The organism is Microcystis ichthyoblabe FBCC-A1114 (genome assembly GCF_050500245.1).
In the GTDB taxonomy this organism is placed as follows: Bacteria; Cyanobacteriota; Cyanobacteriia; order Cyanobacteriales; family Microcystaceae; genus Microcystis; species Microcystis ichthyoblabe_A.
The window spans coordinates 1,402,531-1,424,622 of sequence record NZ_CP191408.1 but is presented as its reverse complement, the minus strand read 5'-3'; the positions used below and the strand labels follow the sequence as shown (position 1 = coordinate 1,424,622).

General features: G+C 44.7%; 21 protein-coding genes. 10 read left to right on the top strand and 11 right to left on the bottom strand.

Annotation, left to right across the window (positions count from 1 at the left end; translation table 11 throughout):
* Positions 1 to 225 precede the first annotated feature (225 nt).
* From ppc to ACQY1Y_RS06970, 6 genes are all read right to left on the bottom strand, one after another.
* Positions 226 to 3,282, bottom strand: coding sequence for a phosphoenolpyruvate carboxylase (gene ppc / locus ACQY1Y_RS06995; RefSeq protein WP_430014254.1), 3,057 nt, complete (start codon positions 3,280 to 3,282; stop codon positions 226 to 228).
* 282 nt (positions 3,283 to 3,564) lie between these two features.
* Positions 3,565 to 3,753 (bottom strand): hypothetical protein, encoded by a 189-nt coding sequence (locus tag ACQY1Y_RS06990; RefSeq protein ID WP_430014253.1) that lies wholly within the window; start codon positions 3,751 to 3,753, stop codon positions 3,565 to 3,567.
* An 8-nt stretch (positions 3,754 to 3,761) separates the two neighbouring features.
* Complete coding sequence (minE, locus tag ACQY1Y_RS06985) at positions 3,762 to 4,037, bottom strand: cell division topological specificity factor MinE (protein ID WP_002732811.1); 276 nt, start codon at positions 4,035 to 4,037, stop codon at positions 3,762 to 3,764.
* A gap of 29 nt (positions 4,038 to 4,066) precedes the next feature.
* Complete coding sequence (gene minD, locus ACQY1Y_RS06980) at positions 4,067 to 4,867, bottom strand: septum site-determining protein MinD (protein ID WP_002733442.1); 801 nt, start codon at positions 4,865 to 4,867, stop codon at positions 4,067 to 4,069.
* A gap of 159 nt (positions 4,868 to 5,026) precedes the next feature.
* Entirely contained in the window at positions 5,027 to 5,854 is an 828-nt protein-coding gene (gene minC / locus ACQY1Y_RS06975; RefSeq protein ID WP_002793372.1) for a septum site-determining protein MinC, read from the bottom strand.
* A gap of 12 nt (positions 5,855 to 5,866) precedes the next feature.
* On the bottom strand, positions 5,867 to 6,217 hold the full coding sequence (locus tag ACQY1Y_RS06970) for a hypothetical protein (RefSeq protein WP_002733098.1): 351 nt from the start codon (positions 6,215 to 6,217) through the stop codon (positions 5,867 to 5,869).
* Positions 6,218 to 6,394: 177 nt separating this feature from the next.
* Here ACQY1Y_RS06970 and ACQY1Y_RS06965 point away from each other — a divergent pair, with 177 nt between their 5' ends.
* From ACQY1Y_RS06965 to ACQY1Y_RS06945, 5 genes are all read left to right on the top strand, one after another.
* Positions 6,395 to 6,967, top strand: coding sequence for a hypothetical protein (locus tag ACQY1Y_RS06965; RefSeq protein WP_430014252.1), 573 nt, complete (start codon positions 6,395 to 6,397; stop codon positions 6,965 to 6,967).
* 428 nt (positions 6,968 to 7,395) lie between these two features.
* Positions 7,396 to 7,716 (top strand): hypothetical protein, encoded by a 321-nt coding sequence (locus ACQY1Y_RS06960; protein WP_069474398.1) that lies wholly within the window; start codon positions 7,396 to 7,398, stop codon positions 7,714 to 7,716.
* Positions 7,706 to 8,149 carry a type II toxin-antitoxin system YhaV family toxin gene (locus ACQY1Y_RS06955; RefSeq protein ID WP_430014251.1) on the top strand — a complete coding sequence of 148 codons (444 nt, stop codon included), beginning with the start codon at positions 7,706 to 7,708 and terminating at the stop codon, positions 8,147 to 8,149. Before ACQY1Y_RS06960 ends, ACQY1Y_RS06955 begins: the two co-directional genes overlap by 11 nt.
* Before the next feature lie 146 nt (positions 8,150 to 8,295).
* Entirely contained in the window at positions 8,296 to 8,577 is a 282-nt protein-coding gene (locus ACQY1Y_RS06950; RefSeq protein ID WP_272076280.1) for a type II toxin-antitoxin system RelE/ParE family toxin, read from the top strand.
* Positions 8,578 to 8,593: 16 nt separating this feature from the next.
* Positions 8,594 to 8,908: a HigA family addiction module antitoxin gene (locus ACQY1Y_RS06945; protein WP_002733868.1), complete on the top strand. Its 315-nt coding sequence runs from the start codon at positions 8,594 to 8,596 to the stop codon at positions 8,906 to 8,908.
* Between the two features lie 282 nt (positions 8,909 to 9,190).
* Here ACQY1Y_RS06945 and ACQY1Y_RS06940 read toward each other — a convergent pair whose 3' ends face one another.
* Positions 9,191 to 10,168: a hypothetical protein gene (locus ACQY1Y_RS06940; RefSeq protein WP_012266647.1), complete on the bottom strand. Its 978-nt coding sequence runs from the start codon at positions 10,166 to 10,168 to the stop codon at positions 9,191 to 9,193.
* Positions 10,169 to 10,535: 367 nt separating this feature from the next.
* On the opposite strand from ACQY1Y_RS06940, the gene ACQY1Y_RS06935 reads away from it, so the two are divergent.
* Complete coding sequence (locus tag ACQY1Y_RS06935) at positions 10,536 to 10,766, top strand: hypothetical protein (RefSeq protein ID WP_430014250.1); 231 nt, start codon at positions 10,536 to 10,538, stop codon at positions 10,764 to 10,766.
* On the opposite strand, the gene ACQY1Y_RS06930 is transcribed toward ACQY1Y_RS06935, so the two are convergent.
* Complete coding sequence (locus ACQY1Y_RS06930; RefSeq protein ID WP_069474397.1) at positions 10,734 to 12,053, bottom strand: four-carbon acid sugar kinase family protein; 1,320 nt, start codon at positions 12,051 to 12,053, stop codon at positions 10,734 to 10,736. The two genes, ACQY1Y_RS06935 and ACQY1Y_RS06930, sit on opposite strands and share 33 nt — an antisense overlap.
* Positions 12,054 to 12,203: 150 nt before the next feature.
* Between ACQY1Y_RS06930 and lpxA the strand changes: the two genes are divergently transcribed.
* Together lpxA and lpxB are read left to right on the top strand one after the other, a co-directional pair.
* The gene (gene lpxA, locus ACQY1Y_RS06925) at positions 12,204 to 13,040 is read left to right on the top strand and encodes an acyl-ACP--UDP-N-acetylglucosamine O-acyltransferase (RefSeq protein ID WP_036401272.1); all 837 of its coding nucleotides are present in this window, start codon (positions 12,204 to 12,206) and stop codon (positions 13,038 to 13,040) included.
* 141 nt (positions 13,041 to 13,181) lie between these two features.
* Positions 13,182 to 14,411, top strand: a complete 1,230-nt coding sequence (gene lpxB, locus ACQY1Y_RS06920; protein ID WP_430014249.1) for a lipid-A-disaccharide synthase — start codon at positions 13,182 to 13,184, stop codon at positions 14,409 to 14,411.
* A gap of 39 nt (positions 14,412 to 14,450) precedes the next feature.
* On the opposite strand, the gene gcvP is transcribed toward lpxB, so the two are convergent.
* On the bottom strand, positions 14,451 to 17,438 hold the full coding sequence (gene gcvP / locus ACQY1Y_RS06915; RefSeq protein WP_430014248.1) for an aminomethyl-transferring glycine dehydrogenase: 2,988 nt from the start codon (positions 17,436 to 17,438) through the stop codon (positions 14,451 to 14,453).
* A gap of 108 nt (positions 17,439 to 17,546) precedes the next feature.
* Positions 17,547 to 19,172: an ArnT family glycosyltransferase gene (locus tag ACQY1Y_RS06910; RefSeq protein WP_430014247.1), complete on the bottom strand. Its 1,626-nt coding sequence runs from the start codon at positions 19,170 to 19,172 to the stop codon at positions 17,547 to 17,549.
* A gap of 430 nt (positions 19,173 to 19,602) precedes the next feature.
* On the opposite strand from ACQY1Y_RS06910, the gene ACQY1Y_RS06905 reads away from it, so the two are divergent.
* Complete coding sequence (locus tag ACQY1Y_RS06905; RefSeq protein WP_430014246.1) at positions 19,603 to 20,412, top strand: aminotransferase class IV; 810 nt, start codon at positions 19,603 to 19,605, stop codon at positions 20,410 to 20,412.
* A gap of 55 nt (positions 20,413 to 20,467) precedes the next feature.
* Here the strand turns inward: ACQY1Y_RS06905 and ACQY1Y_RS06900 are convergent, their stop codons facing one another.
* The gene (locus ACQY1Y_RS06900; protein ID WP_002731888.1) at positions 20,468 to 20,818 is read right to left on the bottom strand and encodes a single-stranded DNA-binding protein; all 351 of its coding nucleotides are present in this window, start codon (positions 20,816 to 20,818) and stop codon (positions 20,468 to 20,470) included.
* A 226-nt stretch (positions 20,819 to 21,044) separates the two neighbouring features.
* Here ACQY1Y_RS06900 and ACQY1Y_RS06895 point away from each other — a divergent pair, with 226 nt between their 5' ends.
* Positions 21,045 to 22,082, top strand: a complete 1,038-nt coding sequence (locus ACQY1Y_RS06895) for a rod shape-determining protein (RefSeq protein ID WP_043999767.1) — start codon at positions 21,045 to 21,047, stop codon at positions 22,080 to 22,082.
* Positions 22,083 to 22,092: the final 10 nt, after the last annotated feature.

Below are 22,092 nucleotides of genomic sequence, written 5' to 3'. Positions count from 1 at the left end.
ATCCATTTTTAATTTAATTATAACCAGCTACTTAATATTAGCCAATAGAACCCCCCAAAAGCTGGGATTGAGTGATAAAATCAGAAGTAATGCCCAATTTTAACGGTGATTTTCCCTTTAAAAATAACAACTTAGTAGAAGTTCTACAAAAAGTTGACAAATTTTAAAAATAGGGTGGATTACCTTCAAGATAACCACCCGAAAACTACCATTAATTATCTGTAATCAACCGGTATTTCTCATCCCTGCGGCAATACCATTAATCGTCATTAAAGCGCCCCTTAATAACTCCTCTTTAGAATAGCGGAAATGAATCACACCGGATTGAGCTTGACTATTGTATTGACGTAAACGCTTGAGGAGAGACACCTGTAGGAAACCGAGGGGAACGATCGAACCGTTGCGTAACTGCACCGAGCGCTGTAAGCTCGGATCATTATCTAATAAATGTTTCTCGCCGGTGATCTGGAGAACAATCTCGCTAGTGCGATTATATTCCTCTTTAATCCTTTCAAACAGACGTTGAAAACGTTCTCGATCTTCCTGTTTAGAAAGTTCACTGACGTAGTGATAGGCCATCTGTAAATCCACCTTTGATAAAGTCATGTCTGCCTTAGAAATCACCATCTGGAAGAAAGGCCACTTGTGATAAAAATGGCGTAACAATTCCAAATTTCTGCTAGGAGAATCATCGAGAAACATCTGTAAAGCTGTCCCTAAACCATACCAAGCCGGTAAAAGAAAACGGGTTTGGGTCCAACTAAATACCCAGGGAATTGCCCGCAGGGTAGTTAAATCCTGTTGACCACTTTTCCGGCGCGCCGGTCGGGAACTAATCTGTAAAAGACTAATTTCAGGAATGGGAGTTACGGACAGAAAGAAGTCTAAAAAGTCCGGTTCTTCATAAATCAAACTGCGATAGGTTTGCCGTGAACGGGTGGCCAAGTCCTCCATGATGCGATTCCAGGGTTCGAGATCATCAAAACCACTGCCCAGTAAACTTGCCTGTATGACCGCCGTTACGGCGGTTTCGAGGTTATACAAGGCCAATTCCGGTAAAGAGTATTTCGAGGCTAAAACCTCGCCTTGTTCGGTGATTTTAATGCGACCGTTAATCGTTCCCCGGGGTTGGGCGAGGATAGCGGCGTAGGCCGGTCCACCACCGCGACCAACGGAACCGCCCCGGCCATGAAAAAGACGTAGATCCACGCCGTATTGTTTAGCGGTTTTCTGTAAAGCCTTCTGGGCCTTATGAATTTCCCAATTACTGCTTAAAAAGCCGGAATCCTTGTTACTATCGGAGTAACCCACCATAATCTCCTGTAAATTACCCGGTTCGAGGATGGCCGGTTCCGGGGTCACTTCCTCCCCGTTTAAAGCCCCTAAATGGTCGTAACCGCCGGCTAGGGCTGCCCGGTAGAGGGGCAATTCAAACAAAGTCTGCATGATGCCGGGGGCGTGTTTGAGGTCATCGACGGTTTCAAAGAGGGGAACGATGCGGAGGGAACTGCGGCTAGTGGCGGGGTCGTATAACCCAGCTTCTTGGGCTAATAACAGCACTTCTAGCACATCGCTGGCCTCGTTGGTCATGCTGATAATGTAGGTTTGGCAGATTTCCAGACCAAATTCCCCTTGCAGACTTCTTAAAACTCGCAGGGTTTCAATGGTTTCGCAGGTTCTTTCCGAAAAGGGCATTTCCCGGGGAATTAAGGGCCGACGGGTTTTTAATTCCGCCACTAACCAGGCGATTTTTTCTGATTCGGTTAATTGGCCGTAGGGTTTGGGTAAAACTCCGAGATAGGCGGCGATTTCTTCGATACATTCGGCGTGACGGGTGGATTCTTGCCGAAAATCTAACTGAGTCAGGACAAAGCCAAAAATCTCCACTTGGGCGATCAGTCGATCGAGTTCTTGACAGGAAAGACCGGTTTGCAAGAGACTGCGCTTTAATAGCTGTAATTCGGCTAAAAACTCGGAACCAGAGCGATAGATGTTGGTTTCGTTGAGTTTAGTTAATAATTGTCGTTCTTCCGGGTCATTAAGGCGATCATTGCGATCACGGGTATTTTCCAGACGTTTTTGAATAAAGGCCAATTTGAGGCGATAGGGTTCCTGACGGTAGCGGATTGCTAACTGGCTATAGATTTCGGGCATTTGCTGTTTATCTCTGTCCAGGGAGTCCAGCAACTCCGGCAAGACGTGACACCAGTGCAGGGAGGCACTTAAAATACTGGTCAGGTCGCGAATAGCATCGAGATATTTTTTAACAACGAGATTGCGCTGATAACAGCAGGTTTTCCAGGTGACTTCGGGGGTAACGGAGGGATTGCCATCCCGATCGCCCCCCACCCAAGAACCGAAGCGACAGAAGTTATTTTTCGGCGCTTGTAAACGGGGAAAGGAGGATTGTAGGCTTTGCTGCAGACGCAGGGTTAACTGGGGTAGGGAATCGAAGAGAACTTCATCGAAGTAGTGAAGGGCATAATCCACCTCATCGACGACGGTGGGTTTAAATTGGTGTAGTTCATCTGTTCGCCACCAAAAACGTATTTCTTCTTTTAACTGTTTGGTGACTGTCTGTGCTTCTCTGGAGTTAGTTAACCCCATACTGCGAAAGATTTCTTCTGCTTGGTCGAGTTTTTCGAGAATGCCCGAAATGCGGCGCTGTTTAATGCGAATGGTATGACGGACAATTTCCGTGGGGTGGGCCGTGAAAACCAGACGAATATCTAATTGATCGAGAAGACGCTGAATTTCCTGGGGGGGGACGTTCACCTGTTTGAGATAGGGAAATAACCAGTGAAATAGCCCCGATTTTGGGCTGGAGTGATCGGACTCGTTTAGGGTTTTTTCTAGCCAATCGGCCCCGACAATGGTGGCTAAAAGGCTTTTTTGCGTTGGTTCAGCCTTGGGACTTTCGTTTTCTTCCCCGATCACCGTCCGTCGCAGTAGTTGCTGATCCCTTTGTTCGTAGTGTTGTTCGATTATATTTATTAACTGGAAATAGAGGGCAAAAGCGCGGGTAACTTTGATCGCTTCCCCTAGTTCCAAGTCTTCGATCATTTTGGCGATCGTTGCCTCCGCACTATCATCGGTCACTTGTCCTTCCTCAGAACAGAGATGGCGCAGTAATTCCAGTAAATCGACTAATTCTTGACCACATTCGGAGATCAAGACTTCTTTCCATAAATCTTCGATTAATTTCAGTCTTTGCTGCAGAAACAGGTTGGAAGTGGGGAAAATATCCTGTTCGGTTTCGGTCGAGGGGACAAGGACGCTCATAATTTCAGTAATCAGTAATCAGTAATCAGTAAACAGTCATCAGTCATCAGTCATCAGTGAAAAGAAAGCTCAGAACTTGCCCGTTAATACTATTCACTGAAAACTCAAATCTGATCATTGATAACTGATAACTGATCACTGATTACTGATATATCGGGATTAGTTCTTTACGGTTTGTCAAAAATGAGATTATATGCCAAAGAATCACATTTTTTCCTATTTTTAACAAAAATTTCGCTATTTTTGCCTCTTTTCAGGGGGCAAAAGGACTTTTTTCTTGGATTATTGGTCACTTTTGACCGGTAACTGATCGGGAATATTGAGAAGGGGCAAGCGATCGCCGCGAAACAATTCCTCGCTGTCTTTCCCGACTTCTATCAACCAATTATTAATAGAACGTAGTCCCAAGTAGGATAAAAGAAAGGGACTGACCGCTAGACTAAGCCAAAGCTCGATCGGTTGAGTTTTCATGGCAATTTTTAGGTTAAAGGACGGCGTTTGATGCGACGAATCGGAAAATTAGCAATCAGGGCGGTAGTTCGTTGGTCACTTTCTAAGAGTAACTCGGTTTCCTCGGTGTCGATATCAAGATAACGACCGACCACTTCTAAGATTTCTTGACGCATCATATCGAGAATTTCGGGACTAAGATCGGCGCGATCATGGGCTAGAATAAGTTTTAAGCGTTTTTTAGCTTGGTCGCCACTTTTGCCCGAACCGCGCCATGCTAGAAGTTTATCGATCAGGTCATTCATAGTAGGTTAAAGGGTTGAGATGAGAGAGTTTAAGGCCCAAACAAGCGACGACGCAGACGGGTAAGAAAACCTTCCTGACCGGCCATTAAATCTAGAAACGGCACATCGCGACCCTGTAAACGTTGGGCAATGTTTCTAAAGGCCATGGAGGGAAGAGAAGTCTTCTCCTCTAATACTAATGGTTCTCCTTTATTAGTGGAAATAATAATTCTTTGATCGTCGGGAATAATCCCCAACAGGGGAATTACCAATAAGTCGAGAATGTCCTCGACGCTGATCATCTGATTAAGTTGGATCATTTCTGGCCGCAGCCGGTTGACAATCAGACGGATACCTTTAATATCCTCGCTTTCTAGTAATCCTACCACGCGATCGGCATCTCTCACCGCCGACATTTCTGGGGTAGTAACGATGATCGCTTCTTGGGCAGCAGCGATCGCATTGCGGAAACCCATTTCAATTCCTGCCGGGCAATCAATCAATACATAATCATAACTTTTTGACAATTGGGCGACTAAATCCTTCATTTGATCGGCAGTAATTGCCTCTTTTGTACGATTTTGTGCCGCCGGTAATAGAACCAGATTTTCCTGTCTTTTATCCTTAACTAAAGCTTTATCAAGGCTACAATCTCCCGCCACCACATCGAGGGCAGTATAAACGATACGCTGTTCTAATCCTAACAATAAATCGAGATTTCTCAGTCCGAAATCGGCATCGACAAGGGCGACTCGACAGCCTAATTGAGATAAAGCTGAACCTAGATTCGCCGTTACCGTCGTTTTACCGACTCCTCCCTTTCCCGATGTCACCACAATTACACGAGCCATAATTTATATCAGTTATCAGTTATCAGTTATCAGTTATCAGCTATCAGTTATCAGTTATCAGTTATCAGCTATCAGTTTTATAGAGTTTTTCGTTTCAACGCAGTTAATCGCTATTTTTACCAGTCACTGAATCACTGTTTACTGATCACTGTTTACTGATCACCTTTTTTCGACCCACCCCACTTTATCTTTAAATGTGTAGGTTCTGGAAAAATTATAAGCCCCAATGATGCGGATTCCTCCTTCGCTGATACAGGCGATTTCTGGTTCTATGCGATCGCTATTTAAAGCCGGGGCCCGTGCCACCAATTCCGCGATCCTCAGTTGAGTTAAATCGATTCGCAGGGCCATGATTAGCGCCGCTCGATCGCCGCGGAATCCCGCATGGGCCACACCGCGTAAACTCCCCCAAACTAATATATCGCCATCAGCGACAATCGATCCGCCGGGGTTGACATCGCCCATGACTATAACTGTACCCGGGTGACGGATTTCTACACCCGATCGCAGGGTAGTTTTTAAGTATAAAGGTTCAGCGAGGAGGGATGGCAGCGGTTGCTCGTCCCCGAAAACCGTGGCATTTGATTGCATTTGTTCGACATTGTAACCCATAGTTGCCGCTGCCACTGCGGTTTGTCTTCTTTGAGTTTGGATCGTATGTAGGGGTAATTCGGCACTGTCTAAAATTGTGGCGATCGCTTGTAGTTGCCGCGTATCCATCAGGCGATCGTTGGCCTGTAGATGTACAGGTGTTCTAGCTGGGCAGTTTTGACCGCTATTACGGAGATAATATTTCAATCCTGTCAAGATATCTGTCCAATCCTGACTTGTCTCCCCGGCGCCGGTTTTGGGTAAAATTAGCACCAATTTCTCGCCCTCACTTTTAAGGTGAATTTGGGTGTATCTTGACCTTACCGAGGCTGATGGCTCAATTTTTTCGGTTTCTAGGTCGATTTCTTGATTTATTCCGGTTTTGGTTTCATCCATAAAGATAATTTTTTACTTAAACAAGACAAAGCGCAAAATAGCGATCAGCAAACCGACGGAAGCGGTAATCAGTGAACCGCCTAAAATGGTTATCAATGCCCAAATTTGATTTTTTTGACTGCCCTCGACTATTTTGAGGCGATTATCCATCCCTTCGACTCTTTCGGTTAATTTTGCCTGTCCTATCTCTAGGGATTTAACATCTTGCTTGATTTCCTTAATATCAGCCTTAATTTCGCCAATATCAGCTTTAATTTCGACGATACTATTCTCGATCGCCGTGAAACGAGTCTCGATCGCTTTTTGTCCGTTGATAATTAAGTCTTCTAGCCTTTTCAAGTCCGTATCGGCAACAGTTTTCATAAAAATTAACTGGCTATCAGCATAGATGTTTCTTTCATTATGAACCTTGAGCAGCCAGCAGCAGTGGGAATTAGGAATTATGAATTAGGAATTACGGCTGATGCGAGATAGAGAGGTTTGTAAAATCAAAGGGAGGCGTCACGATAAAGGTAATCACTCCAAAGCATGAGGCCTCCCATGAATAGGATAGATGCTCCCACCCTCTTGACTATTATTTATGTCCTGGTGGATGACTGGTATCAAGAACAGGGATATCGCTTGACTCCCATGCTGCCTGGACCTGAGCCTAGTTTCAGTGATAGTGAAATGTTGACCTTTTGGTTTATTCCCTCGTCCCTGCTCATACTGACGAACGCTCCCGCAGCAGAATCCGTATTGCAGTTCATTCAAGGCAACAATATCCTAGCCGACAAGGGGTTTATTGGTACTGATTGGCAGACTGAGATATCAAGAACCACAGGTAATCGAGTCTCTGCAGCTAAGAGAGTCAATCAACATCAACAAACTTCTCCCGTCTTTGAGCGACTTCTTCAACATTTTCGAGAACGGATTGAGGGGGTTTTCAATGAGGTGCAGAATACAGGACGCAACTTGGAGCGATTGCTCAGAAAGAAAGTTGAGGCACTTTGTGTCCAGGTTGCCGCTAAAATGGCAAGTCATACCCTGCGGATACTGTTGCGTCAGCGTTTTGGTATTGATGTTCTCACCTTTGAGCAGACTCCTGTTCAACCCTTTGGGCAACTCACATAAGGCGTGATTTTAAAAATTAACTTAATCATAAAGAAAAATTTAACTTTCTCTTTTATAGTAAATTGCAAAACACGATCGAGCGGAAAATTAAGGGGAAAACTTTGACACTACTTATACTAAAAGCCATCCTGATCACCCTAGCGCTCTTGCTACTCGGTGATTTAATTTCTACGTTTCTCTACCATGTTCCAGAACACGTTTTCGGCAAGTTTCACGCTGCGGTACACCACGGCAAAAATCGGAACTTTTTTCATTACGCGGTGTTAAATCGAAATCCGCTAGTTTTACTCGATGGCTTTCTCGGCGCGCTCCCCTATAGTATATATGTATGGGGTAAGTTCAGTTAAAACGCGGTAGAGAAACTGGGCAACCTTGTATGTTATTAAATTATGTAATAACATGATATGTAGTAAACTTTGCCTAAAATCATGAGTAACAAACAATACAATCTAACCTGGGCTAGGATAGGCAATGCTTCAGGTTTCCGTTTGAGTGCCAGTTTTTTTAAGGATAATCCCCAGTTTAAGGAAGCTAAAGGTGCTGTTGAAGTTATCAGCCCTGATACCTTATTAGTCCGCTTACAGCCTCAATCTGTAGAACAGGAGGAAGATGAACTGATGATGAGTTTATTTTTAGATTTTCTGACCAAGCAAGCCCTATTAAATGCTGATGCTGAGTTAGAAGCTTATACAGAAGCGATGGCAGCGGTCGATGAAGAGTTGATGACAGGAGTAGAACTTGATAGTTAACGGTTGGCGAATCTACTTTATTAAAAGACTTTTTGGGCAACAACGCCGCGATTTACAAGTTGAGGTTCGTAAACTAAAAAACACCTTGCCAACAGAAGCATACCGTACTCATTCTACAGTCAAACTCTACAGGGCGATTATGGTCGCCATTAAAGAAAAAATCCCTCTCGATCCTTTTACTTCCCATTTTGCTCTGACTGGGGCGCTCAAGCATTACGGAAGAATCAAAAAGATGGGACTACCTGACCGTTATCGCTTATTCTTTCGGGCTATACAAACCGAGGAGTATAAAGCAATTTTTGTTTTATGGCTAAGCTATCCTCGCAAACAAGGGGATAAAAATGATTGTTACAAAGTTTTCACAAAAATGGTTGAGCGAGGTGATTTTCCCAATTCTCTTGACGCTTTAATCCTTGATAGCCAAGAAGATTAGCTAGTGATAAGGTGGTTGAAAAAGCGATCGTAACCCACAGATACACTTTCAACTGCTCCTCCACAGAAAGATTGCGATCTAACATTAGCATGAGATCGATGATCGCACTAAGATGATATGATAGTAGTGCATTTTCCTAATTATTGATGATTAAGAGTTTTGCATCTAAGGAGACAGAGCAGGTATTCAAACGTAAATTTTCACGACAATTACCTCAAGATATTCAACGAAATGCTCGGAGAAAGCTAGAAGTTTTAGACGCGGCCGAAACTTTACAGGATTTATGCATTCCTCCATCTAATCGGTTGGAAAAACTCTCAGGAGATAGAAAAAATCAGCATAGTATCCGAATTAACGATCAGTGGCGGATCTGTTTTATTTGGAAAAATGGCAACGCCTACAATGTAGAAATAGTCGATTATCATTAATTGTTACTCAATAATCATGACTGAGAAAAAATTATTAGCCCCCATTCATCCTGGTGAGATTCTGTTAGAAGAATTTCTCAAACCGATGGAAATTAGCCAAGAACGTTTGGCAGAAGATCTTAATGTACCAATAGAGCAAATCAAGGAAATTATCGAGGAAAAGCGAGGAATTACTGCTGATATTGCCTTAAGGCTTTCTCGTTATTTTGGTATGTCTGAAAGGTTCTGGATGAATCTTCAAACAAGGTATGATATTGAAGTAGAAAAAGATAGGCTCAGAGAACGTTTAGAGAAGGAAGTAAAAGTCTATGCTGCTTCACAAGCACTGTAGCATAACCGAAGAAATAGGGGAAGAATAATAATTTTAACCCCCCGTAGGGTGGATTAGCGCAGCGTAATCCACCATTACATCAATTATTGAATAACCATAGATTAGGTGCGTTACACTTCGTTAACGCACCCTACAAGAGCGGCGATCGCACTAACCGGACAGCGATAACCTTTGCAACTCAACAGGTAGTCTATGCTCCGTTCCGGTTCAGCGCAATGTTAGACCAGCACCCACCCGCCGCTCAAGGGGTAGTTGCCGATTTGCCGAACCCATTGCCCCCCATCAGGACTTCGGAGGTAGCTTGGGCAGTTCGATCCACAGTTCCAGCACACCGGGCTGTGGCTTCACGCCGGAGAAATTCGTAAAGTCCGCCGTCTGCACCGTCAGATTTTTATAGCCTAGCTGTTTCAGGGCATTCGTTGTATCTTTCGCCAGTTTGCCCGCCGCGGACGCATCCTTATTATCGTTATTGTTGAAGAAACGAACCTCGTGTAGCCCCGCGGCACCGCCATCGCGATCCTCGGGAGGCACATTGTATTTGGCGGCTTGGAGAGCGGTACGCAGGGCCTTCGCCTGCTCGCGGGGCGCACCGGCGAACTGAATGAACACCGTGGGCATCTTCTGCGCCTCGGCGCTCTGGCGCACTTGTTCATCCGTCCGTCGCACAAGATTCGCAACATCGGTCTGCACCTTAGTCACCGTCGAACCGTCCTTGGCCGTCAGCGTGCTAGTGCCGGGTAGCTTCTCGACGATCTGGCTCAGTCGATCGACCTGCTTGCCGAGGGCGGCAACCCTTGTCATGTTTTCATCGAGCAACGTTGTGATAGGTTTCTCGCCAACCGTCACGATCAGAGCCTTGGTTCGATCGTCGAGAGCTTTCTGCCGAGTCTCCAATGTGTTGATAGTATCGATAGTCGGGCCCACCTCGGCGAGCTTCTTCTTGGCTGAAGCGATAAACTCGGCATTCTGTTTGGCTAACTCCTCCGCGATACCGAGCGTTACATTGATACGCTCGCTCTTCTCCTCTGCCTGACCGGTGATCTCCTTGATTTTTGCGTCTACCATAGAGGTGATGATCTGGTTCCAGCCTAGGCCGGCGATGACCAAGGCAAAGGCAAATGCCACACCGGCAAGGCCGTAGCGCCACATCAGGGTTGCCTCGACGCGCTGGATGACCTTCTCCTCGATGCGTCGCTCGATCAGCTCCAGTATCCGCTCATCGATCTTTTCGAGTTCGGGATTCTGTCCTTTGTCAGCCATCTCGCCTTCCCTCCGAGCTTTGTTCTACTAATTTTCCTTTTAAAAATGCTAACTATTAATTATAACGCTCACTGCGGTCTAGCACCCTCCTCTATCTTACTATCCCACTTGCATCGGTCTAACACCCCCTTAATCATACCTAATACCGCACTGTGCGGTTTAATCACCTCAATTAGGGAATAATAACCGCAGAGGGTGGTCTGGTATTCCCTTCAAGTGGATTTTACCGCATTTGCCGATGACGGAAGAAGCACAGTACCCTCGACTGTTAGAACAAGTCCGAGAAGTCATGCGTCTCAAGCACTTTAGCTTGAAGACGGAAAAATTGCATTCGAGATTTGGCTCTTCGGTTTGTGTTATGCAATGAATGGAGGTTATAAGGGATGGAACCCTTATAGAGAAAGACATTTGGCGATTTTTGTCAATTGTTTTTGCTCTAGAGCGAACTAATCAATTAAGTCTCTTGCCAGATAAGGATTTAGTCGATTTATGCCCCCCTATCGAACCATACCAAGTAACGAAGAACCTGAAAACTCATATCTGCTCACTGATTACTGATTGCCTCCTATTGACACAAACGTTGATAAACTGTAGCTAAAGCTTGGACATCACCGACGTTACCCGGGAAAAGAACCACGGGTAAATTAGGAAAGAGGGGATGATCGGCTGCTGTGCGGACCATGGAGACACCGGGGAGAATCTGACCGAGTAAACGGGCTGATTGCAGGCTTAAACCCGTACTTAAGACATCATTGGAGGTAATTCCGCCTTTACTGATTAAAAAACTGATGTCACTGGGTAAACCCTTAACAATGTCCATTAACAGGGTGGAGACGGCAACCCCAAAATCAAGACGTTTCTGCACAGAGGCAAAGGTTAACTCTTGCCGACTGGTATAGATCACGGGGGTTTGTTTATTTTTGTGAATAAGCTTGACTTTTTCCAGAGCTTGTGCTAGGAGTTGATCTCGTTGCTCAGGACGATCGCGCAATGCCGTCACATCGATTTCGACTCCGACGGTGTTGGGTTGTTGAAGCAGTTTATCTAATTGTTGGCTAGTTTTTTTGACGTGGGAACCGACGATAATTGCCCCGGCTTCCCCCGTGGGCTTATACTTACCCATAGATTCGGGTGCGATCGGTTGAGTTCCTAAATTAGCCAAAGAAGTTAAAATACTGGCGGCACTACGGAATAAAAATTTTTTTCCTTCCCCTGCGGCGGTTAAAATATCTTCAGCAAAGCGATCGAGATCCGCTTGAGTTTCCCCATCTACCACCCCACATTGATTATTTTTGAGCTTTTGCAGTCGTTCTAAACTACCTTGACGGATATCTGCCAGTAAAAATCTTTCCACATCATCTGCTTTAATTTTACCTTGCGTTTTCTCCTCCACATAATCCGGCAGATAACTGTAATGGTAGGCAAAAACCGAATCGCGAGCAAATTCCGTCTCGTGGACGGGAGTGGGAACGCCATCGATGATTAAATAGTGAATACTATCGCGAGTGATTCTCCCCCCCTCAAAAAAGGCTGGAATCAGGAAATGTGCATCAAAACCGCCCAATTCTTCGGCAATAACATCAGTTTCGATCGGATAATGCCCGCGCAGGGTAGAATCGGAACGACTAACCACCAAAAAATCCTCGATTCCCTCTTTAGTTAAGGCAGTTTTCAGGTTATGACAGACTTCTCTGGTGACAGACTCGGCTTTTTCGGGGGTTAAAGCGCGCGTATTGGTCAAAACAAAGAAAATTGGCGCATTATCTGCCAATCCCAAGCGGAGAGTATCTTCATCCCACCGCATCAATAACAGACAACTATGGACTGTTTGGGAACCTGTCGGGTCGTCATCTAAGACTATAATTTTAGGTCTATTATTGCTCATATATTTTTTATCAGGATGGGAGGGACGAAGGAACCAAGAGAATCTGGTTAATAGTTTATCGGGTTCTGGTTCCCCATTAAAGTCGTCCCCTCCCTAAGCAACCGCTATCAATCTTGATCACAATCTGTCCAATATAGGATAAGCTATACCATGATTCATACAGTGACGAAGTTGAGCGCGGGAGACTTCCCTTTGAATACGTTAATCCACCCCACTGCGGTTATCCATCCGTCGGCAAAACTTGATCCCAAGGTTAAAGTTGGTCCCTATGCTGTGATCGGGGCCAATGTGGAAATTGAAGCTGATACAATTATTGATGCCCATGTGGTCATTGAGGGTCCGACTAAAATTGGCAAGGGTAATCATATTTTTTCTGGGGCTGTTATTGGTAATGAACCACAGGATTTAAAGTATAAAGGGGGCGAAAGTAGCGTAGAAATTGGTGATTATAACCAAATTCGCGAGTTTGTCACGATTAATCGCGCCACGGATACGGGAGAAGTTACCCAAATTGGCAGTAATAATTTATTAATGGCCTATGTTCACGTTGCCCATAATTGTATTTTGCAAGATAACATTATTATCGCTAATAGTGTCGCCTTGGCTGGTCATGTTCAGATCGAATCAAAAGCAGTTATCGGGGGGGTTTTAGGAGTACATCAATTTGTTCATATTGGCAAAATGGCCATGTTAGGAGGAATGAGTCGTATTGATCGCGATGTTCCCCCTTTTACTTTAGTGGAAGGCAATCCCTGTCGGGTACGAACTCTTAATTTAGTCGGTTTACAAAGGGCCGGTTTTACCGATGAAGATCTAGCTTTACTCAAAAAAGCTTTTCGGATTATCTATCGTTCTAATATAAATCTTCAGGAGGCTTTAGAACAAGTTTCTCTCTTAACCGATAACCCCCATGTTCAACATCTCTGTCAATTTTTACAATCCTCTACCACGGGAGAAAAACGTCGCGGTTTAATTCCGGGAAAATAATTTCTTGATTGAGGAACAGGGTGTGGAAAGTGGGGTGTGGGGTGATGGGGAAGTGGGAAGAATAAATAAAAACAATCTCCAGCAATCCTATCTCCAGCAATCCTGTCTCCTGAATTCTTTTATTATCAAATAATTATCCAAATGCGTATATTTATTAGTACGGGTGAGGTATCGGGTGATTTACAGGCAGCCATGCTGATTGAATCCCTTTTTAAACTAGCTAAAACCCAGGCAATTGAGTTAGAAATTTTTGCCCTAGGTGGCGATCGCATGGAGTTAGCCGGAGCAAAAATGTTGGGTAAAACCACTCGACTGGCTGCCATGGGATTAATTGAATCTATCCCCTTTATTTGGCCAACTTTACAACTACAAAAACGAGCAAAAGAGTTTTTTAGAGATAATCCCCCTGATATCATTATTTTAATTGATTATGTGGGGGCAAATGTGGCGATCGGTCAGTCGGCTAAAAAAATTATTCCCGATGTCCCAATTATTTATTATATTGCCCCACAGGTGTGGATTTGGTCAGAAGAAAATATCCCCTCAGCTAAACTCAGGGCCACAGCAGAAAAGTTATTTAATACGGAAAAATTAATCGCCGTCACCGATAAATTATTGGCAATTTTTCCCGCTGAAGCTCGTTTTTTTGAAACAAAAGGTTTACCGGTAACTTGGGTGGGACATCCTTTAGTTGATCGTATGGCCAATGCTCCCAATCGGCAAGAAATGCGGCAAAAATGGGCAATAAAACCCGAAGAAACGGTAATCGCTTTATTACCTGCTTCCCGTCAACAGGAGTTTAAATATCTCGTGCCGACGGTGTGTGCTGCTGCCCAAAAATTACAGGAAAAAATTCCCGATATTAAGTTTTTAATTCCCGTTCCCCTAGCTTTATACGAACCAAAAATGCGAGAATTAGTGGCGGAATACGGATTAAATGCGGTGATTATGGAACGAGATCAGACTTTAGAAGCGATTGCCGCAGCCGATCTGGCTGTGGCTAAGTCTGGTACAGTTAATCTCGAAATTGCTTTATTAAATGTGCCGCAGGTGGTGGTTTACCGTTTAAGTGCAGTTACTGCTTGGATTGCCCGCAATATTATGAAGCTTTCTGTACCATTTGTCTCACCAGTAAATTTAGTTTTAATGCGAGAAATTGTTCCCGAATTATTACAAGAGGAAGCTAACCCAGAAAGAATTATGCAGGAATGTCTAGATTTATTATTAAATCAGCAACGTCGCCAAAAAATGTTAGATGAATACGCAGAAACCAAGGCCGGTTTAGGAACAGTAGGCAGTTGTGAGCGAGTGGCACAAGAGGTACTTAATTTTACGGATCAAGTTCCGAAAAACCAGAAAAAAGCGGGGTAATTTGCCACTACCCCACCAAATATTATCAAGGAATTACGATTACTTATAAGCGTCCATCCCCTCACAGGAACAAACCAGATTTCTGTCCCCGTAGGCATTATCAACCCGTCCCACTACCGGCCAGAATTTATAATCTTTTAGCCAAGAAAGCGGGTAAGCTGCCTGTTGACGGGAATAGGGACGACTCCAATCATCGGCAGTTAAAACCGCAGCTGTGTGGGGGGCATTTTTCAAGGGATTATCGTGGGGATCCATGCTACCATTAGCGATCGCTTGTACTTCTTGATAGATAGTTAACAAAGCTTCACAAAAACGGTCTAATTCCCCCAAAGATTCGCTTTCCGTGGGTTCCACCATCATTGTACCCGCCACGGGCCAAGAAACCGTCGGCGCGTGGAAACCGAAATCCATCAAGCGTTTTGCCACATCTTCCACCTCGATGCCGGCCTGTTTTTTCAGGGGACGTAAATCAATCACGCACTCGTGGGCAACTGTTCCCGCGCTACCCTTAAATAACACCGGATAGGCCGACTCCAAACGAAAAGCCATATAATTAGCGTTCAAAATTGCCACTTCTGTCGCTTTTTTCAAGCCGGCTGCCCCCATCATAGCGATATACATCCAAGAAATCACCAAAATGCTGGCACTACCCCAAGGCGCGGCCGAAATTGCCCCAATCGAGTCCTGATGCTTACCGTTAGCGGTTTCTGGGGATAATTTCGCCAAAACTAGGGAAACATCGGGCAGAAAAGGCACTAAATGGGATTTTACTCCGATTGGTCCCATACCGGGGCCGCCACCACCGTGGGGAATACAGAAAGTTTTATGGAGATTCAAGTGACAGACATCAGCGCCAAAATCCGCCGGACGACATAAACCCACCTGAGCATTCATATTCGCGCCATCCATATAGACTTGACCACCGTATTGATGAATCAAGGCGCAAATTTCGCTAATTCCCTCTTCAAAAACGCCGTGAGTGGAAGGATACGTCACCATCAAAGCCGCTAGATTATCCTGATGCTTCTGGGCCTTAGTTTTCAGGTCATCAATATCAATATTGCCCCGAGAATCGCAATTAACCGCCACTACTTTCATACCACACATAACAGCACTGGCAGGATTAGTCCCGTGAGCGGACTCAGGAATTAAGCAAATCTGACGATGACCTTGACCGCGACTTTCATGGTAGGCTCGGATTACCTGTAAACCGGCATACTCTCCCTGGGAACCGGCGTTCGGTTGTAGAGAAATGCCGTCAAACCCGGTAATTTCCCCTAACCAAGTCTCTAACTGTTGAAAGAGCAGTTGATAGCCTTCTGCTTGGTCAATCGGGGCAAAAGGGTGTAATTTGCCGAATTCTGCCCAAGTTACCGGAATCATCTCCGCTACGGCATTGAGTTTCATCGTACAGGAACCGAGGGGAATCATGGAAGTATTTAAGGCTAGATCCTTTGTTTCCAGACGGTGCAGATATCTGAGTAATTCCGTTTCCGAGTGGTAACGATTGAACACCGGCTCGGTAAGATAGGCACTGGTACGGGTTAAATTAGCGGGTAATTCTAGACTAATTTTCTCGACTAATTCCGCCGTGGCAAAGGGTAATTCCTCGGTTGGCGCAAAAATTTGCCATAAATCCCACACATCCCTGAGACTGGTGGTTTCATCGAGACTAATTCCTAGATTATTCTCATCAAAATAACGCAGATTAATCTTATGGGTTTTTGCCTTGGCGAAGATATCCTTAACTCCCGTGGATACCGTAACTTTGAGCGTATCGAAGTGCGGTTCTTTCCCCACTTGATAACCCAACTTTTTTAAACCAGTTGCCAATAAAGCGGTTAATTTCTGCACTCTTTGGGCGATTTTCTTGATTCCTTCCGGTCCGTGATACACCGCGTACATGGAAGCAATCACCGCTAGTAACACCTGTGCGGTACAAATATTACTGGTGGCTTTATCCCGGCGGATATGTTGTTCGCGGGTTTGCAAAGCTAAACGCAGTGCGGGTTTACCCTGACTATCCTTCGATACCCCGACAATGCGCCCCGGAATGCTACGTTTATAGGCATCTTTGGTGGCAAAATAGGCGGCATGGGGACCTCCATAACCCAAGGGAACCCCAAAGCGTTGACTGCTACCCACGGCAATATCAGCCCCCAATTCGCCGGGGGGAGTCAACAGGGCTAAACTGAGAATATCGGCGGCAACGGTGACTAACGCCCCATTTTCCTGCGCTTTGCTGATAAATTCCCGATAATCATAAATTACGCCATCGGTGGCTGGATATTGTAATAATGCGCCAAAAATCGGCGTTTGGAAGTCAAAGAGACGATGATCCTCAATAATAATATCAATACCTAAAGGAATCGCTCTGGTTTTAACAACTTCAATCGTTTGGGGATGGCAACTACTAGAGATAAAGAAAGCATTGGCTTTAGTTTTACATAGTCCATAACTCATGCTCATCGCTTCTGCAGCTGCTGTTCCTTCATCGAGGAGGGAAGCGTTAGCAATTTCTAGACCGGTTAAGCTAGTGATGAGAGTTTGGAAGTTTAAGAGAGCTTCTAAGCGTCCCTGGGCGATTTCCGCTTGATAGGGAGTATAGGCGGTGTACCAACCCGGATTTTCTAAGATGTTGCGGAGAATTACCGGCGGGGTGATACAGTCATGGTAGCCCATGCCAATAAAGGAGCGAAATACCTGATTTTTGGAGGCAATAGCTTTTAATTGGGCAAGAGCGGCGTATTCACTCAAGGCAGGTGGTAAATTAAGGCTTTTTTGTAAACGAATTCCTGACGGGACAGTTTGAGCGATTAATTCCTCAAGGGTAGCAACACCCAAAACCGCCAGCATTTTCTCGATTTCCGTCTCCGTCGGCCCAATATGACGGTTAACAAAGCTATCGGTGCAGTCTAGCAGGTCTTGCAGGTCAGCAGGAGCGAATTCCTCAGTTTTCTCGGCCGTAATTGACCTATTTAGCATATTAATCTCGGTTTCAACAATTACAAAAGTGCTGCGTTTCATCGCTAGGGGTGATTTTAACGCAACTTGTAAAATTTTTGTAATATTTGAAGCCAGCAAGTTAAAGCCTAAGCTAATTTGCTATCGAAAGCATTCATAAAATTAACCCCACTACTGCTTCGTCACCAAAAACCAACCGGAATTCGTGGCTCCGAGCGCCTTTAATCCTTCTAAATCAGTAGCTTCTTTGGTTTGACGATCGATAATTAGGTAAGGTTGCTTGTGACTTTGCCAATGATTGATTAATTCTTCAGTAGCCAGGGGAAAAACCCGACGACTACTATAAAAATTTAACGAGGGGCGCTCGTAGGCAAAAGCAATATAAACAGGGTGATCGGCTGGCACATATTTCTGTACTAAACTCGCCACCGGTTTGACGGGGAAATTCTCATTTAATTCCCAGATCCACAGGGGAGAATTGACAAAAATAAACAAAGAAACAAACATTCCCCAGAGTAAAACCACGCTGAATTGTTCCGAGCGCCGAGCTAACAAAATCGCCGTTGTCACCATGGTCAGGGAAAGTGACAATAAGGTTAAAATAATTAAGGGATGGATAGGTTCGATAGCGGCAAAATTACCAGGGAAATAGGCTATTAAAGCTAATAAACCCGTCACAACGCCGATAATACCCAGAATAATTGACCAGATTGGATTATAGGTGCGATCGATGGGAAGATTAACCATCTGCGCCAAGGCATAACCGGCCGCTAAAGCCAAGGCCGGATAGATCGGCAGAATATACCAAGGCAATTTAGTCGCCATTACCGAAACCACCAACAGATAAACACCCGTCCAAACTAACAGTAACTTCGCCCAACTGTAGAGATATTCCTGACGAGCTAAACGTAAACCCCAAACCGAGAAAATTAACCAGGGCCAACTATATTTAATAATTTCTAGCAGATAATACCAAAACGGTCCGCGATGATTGTCCAGATCGTCACTAACTCGCTTTAACTGTTGAACAAAAAGGGAATCGAGAAACTCCCGCTCGTAGTGCCAAAATTGGGCGGTGTACCAGGCAAAAGCGGGAGTTGCTCCCAATAACCAACCCGACCAAAAATAGGCAGACGTTAATAACCGGGGGGTATCCCAGAGCAGAAAAATAAAGCCGATACCCGCCAATAATAGCCCCATAATACCCTTAGTCAGACAAAGGAGGGCAAATCCTAACCCCGCCCCCACAGACCAGCGTAAATCGCGTCGTGAGCGCAGTAAACCAACAAACATCAGCATTTCAAAACACAATACCGCTCCATCCAACATGGCTAAACGGCCATGGCGCACCACCGGCAAAAGAGTTAAATAGATCAAGGCCGACAGTAAAGCTGGCAAACGAGCGGGAAAAATTTCTCGACCGAGAAGATAGAGAAGCGGCACCGATAAAGCTGTAAAAAAAGCGGGAATTAGTCTAGTATTGGCCTCATTGATGCCCCAAAAATGGTAGGTTAGACCAATTAAACTGTGAATCAACGGCGGTTTATTCAGGTAGGGATCACCCCAAAGACTAGGAAATAACCAGCGCAATTGTTCCAGGGGGGTTTGGCTAATTTCCTTGGCTACCTGAGCGATTGTTGCCTCATCCCAATCCCGCAAGGGTAAATTACCTAATCCCACTAGATAGATAATTAAGGCCGCTATTAATAATCCCAGTAAACACAGAAATTCTTTAAAATTTTCTCTCTGACGCAATTTATAACTAGAATATCCCCAAGTAAATTTTTGACGGTTCATAAGCTAGGTCAGTTATCAGTAAACAGTAAACAGTAATCAGTAAACAGTAATCAGTAAGGCTCTCCTAGACTGGTTATAGCAAATTAGTAGTTTCAATGAGCCTAATCCCTTAAATAGCCTAGAATCCAACCAAGCAAAAAGCTTTGATTATTTTGGTTCTTCGGTTTGTGTTATGCAATGGACGGGAGTTATAAGGGGTGAAACCCTTATATAGAAAGACATGGCTGCGATTTTTGCCAATTGTTTTCAATCTAGAACGAGCTAATCAATTAAGTCCCTTGCCAGATAAGGATTTAGCCGATTTCTGCCCCCTGATCGAACCATACCAAGTAACGAAGAACCATTATTTTCTGCTAAAATATCATAACTACTCTAGAAGATCCTTAAAACTCAAATCTGATAACTGATAACTGATAACTGATAACTGATTATGTATTGGTATAATGGCGAATTAATCGAGGATGAGCGAATAAGTCTGGGTATTGATGATATTGGGCTGCTTTATGGAGCCACACTCTTTACTACCCTGCGTATCTATCAACAAAGCTTAGATCATCCCCTGACCCATTGGCAAGAACATATCAAACGTCTGCACTCTAGTTTACAAGTTTTCCAATGGTCTGATCCCGATTGGCAGCGAATTCGCCAAGGAGCCGAAAAATTATCCCGATTCTATCCTGTCCTGAGAATCACAATTTTTCCCGATGGTAGGGAGTGGATTAAAGGCAGATTTTTACCCGAAGATTTAAACCTTAGACAAGAGCGGGGAATTATTGGGTGGGTAGTGGATAATCCCGCTTGGCAACGCGTTTTAGGAGAGCATAAAACTGGTAATTATTTAACTCCTTGGTTAGCGTCACAAACTGCTCAAAAAAAAGGAGCAAAAGAGGCGATATTAGTCGATCGATTGGGGAATTGGTTAGAAACTAGCACGGGCAATTTATGGGGATGGAAAGATAATTGCTGGTACAGTCCCCTGCTGACTGCTGATATTTTACCCGGAATCGGGCGCTCGGCTTTGATCGGCTGGTTAAAAAAACAAAATATTTCCCTGCAAGAAAATCTCTGGACCCCGGAATTTGTCGGGACTTTACAGGCGATCGCCTATAGTAATTCCTTGGTAGAAATTATCCCTTTTAATTCTATTCTTGGCTCGGATATAGAGATAAATACAGCTATTTATAGAGAAATTTTACCAGATTTACAGCAATATTTTTTTAGTCAATTTGAGAATAAATAAGGGTGTGTACTAGAGGCTAACACACCCAAAATCCAGAAATAATGCCGCTTAAGCTTTAAAATTCTCGCTCGGAATTAGCCTCACTATCGCGTTTAGAACCAAGTAAATCTAATTGATCGACGAGAATCACCGGTTTAGAACGAGCTAATCCCGTGTTTTTATCATTCCAGGTATCCATTTTTAAAGAACCCTTAATCCCGATTAAACCGCCTTTTTTCACATAATTAGCGGCCACTTCCGCCGTTTTACCCCAAATTTCCAGATCGAACCAATCTGGCTGATCGCTATTTTTCGAGCGACGATTAACCGCTAAAGTTAAAGTACATAAAACCTTACCCGACTCGAAATACTTGGTTTCTGGGTCTCTCCCCGCTCGTCCCACCAAATGAACCAGATTTACACTCATGGTCTTAAATCCTCAATTTAGTACAATAGTATGTTCATTTTAGCCTGAAACCTTAGCCTTGACCGGTGACTAGGGAGAAAATTAGGCCAAAGACCTGGGTAAATCTGGAGAGAAAGAAGCGATAATTAACTAGACTTGAGAAACAAAACCTAATAAAATCCAAGTCGATTCGATCGAAAGTCTAGTTATAGCAACGTTTTATTGATCAGAACAGGAGTGAAAACAAGTGGGTTTTTTTAGAGGACTAGGTTTATCAAGGGACATAGGTATAGACTTGGGTACAGCAAACACCCTCGTCTATGTATCAGGGAAAGGTATCGTTTTAGAGGAACCATCGGTAGTAGCGATCGATCAAGATCGTAACCCAGTCGCTGTCGGGGAGGAGGCCAAAAAAATGCTCGGTCGCACTCCGGGCCATGTCACCGCTCTGCGACCCCTGCGCGATGGGGTAATCGCCGATTTTTACAGTTGCGAGATCATGTTAGCGGAATTCATCAAACGAGCGCTCGATGGCACGATTGGCAATCCCCGCATGGTAATCGGTGTTCCCAGTGGGATTACTGGAGTAGAAAGACGCGCGGTGGTGGATGCGGCCAAAAATGCCGGCTCCCGAGAAGTGGGGTTAATTGATGAACCCGTTGCGGCGGCCTTGGGTGCCGGTTTACCCGTCTCGGAAGCGACGGGAAATATGATCATCGATATCGGTGGTGGCACGACAGAAGTGGCGATTCTCAGTCTTGATGGGACCGTGATCAGCGAATCGGTGCGCGTCGCTGGGGATGAACTGACGGACTCAATTATCGCCTATCTAAAAAAAGTCCATAACCTGATTATCGGGGAACGTACAGCCGAAGATATTAAAATTCGCCTTGGTTCGGCTTATCCCTCCCCCGGAGATGAATTTCCTCCTCTGGAAGTGCGGGGATTGCATCTCATGTCCGGTTTACCCCGCACCGTGACCATCAAAGCGGAAGAAGTACGGGAAAGTATGGATGAGCCACTTTCCGTGATCGTTGATGCGATCAAACGTACCCTAGAAAAAACTCCCCCCGAATTAGCTGCCGATATTATCGATCGCGGCATCATGTTAGCGGGAGGAGGTGCTTTATTACGGGGACTCGATCGCCTAGTCAGTCACGAAACCGGTATCGTTACCCATGTCGCTGAAGATCCCCTGCGCTGTGTGGTCAAAGGCACGGGAGAAGTGTTAAAAAATCAGAAACTCTTTGAGCGGATCGTTAATGAAACAACTCGCAATGTCTAAAGGTCACTAG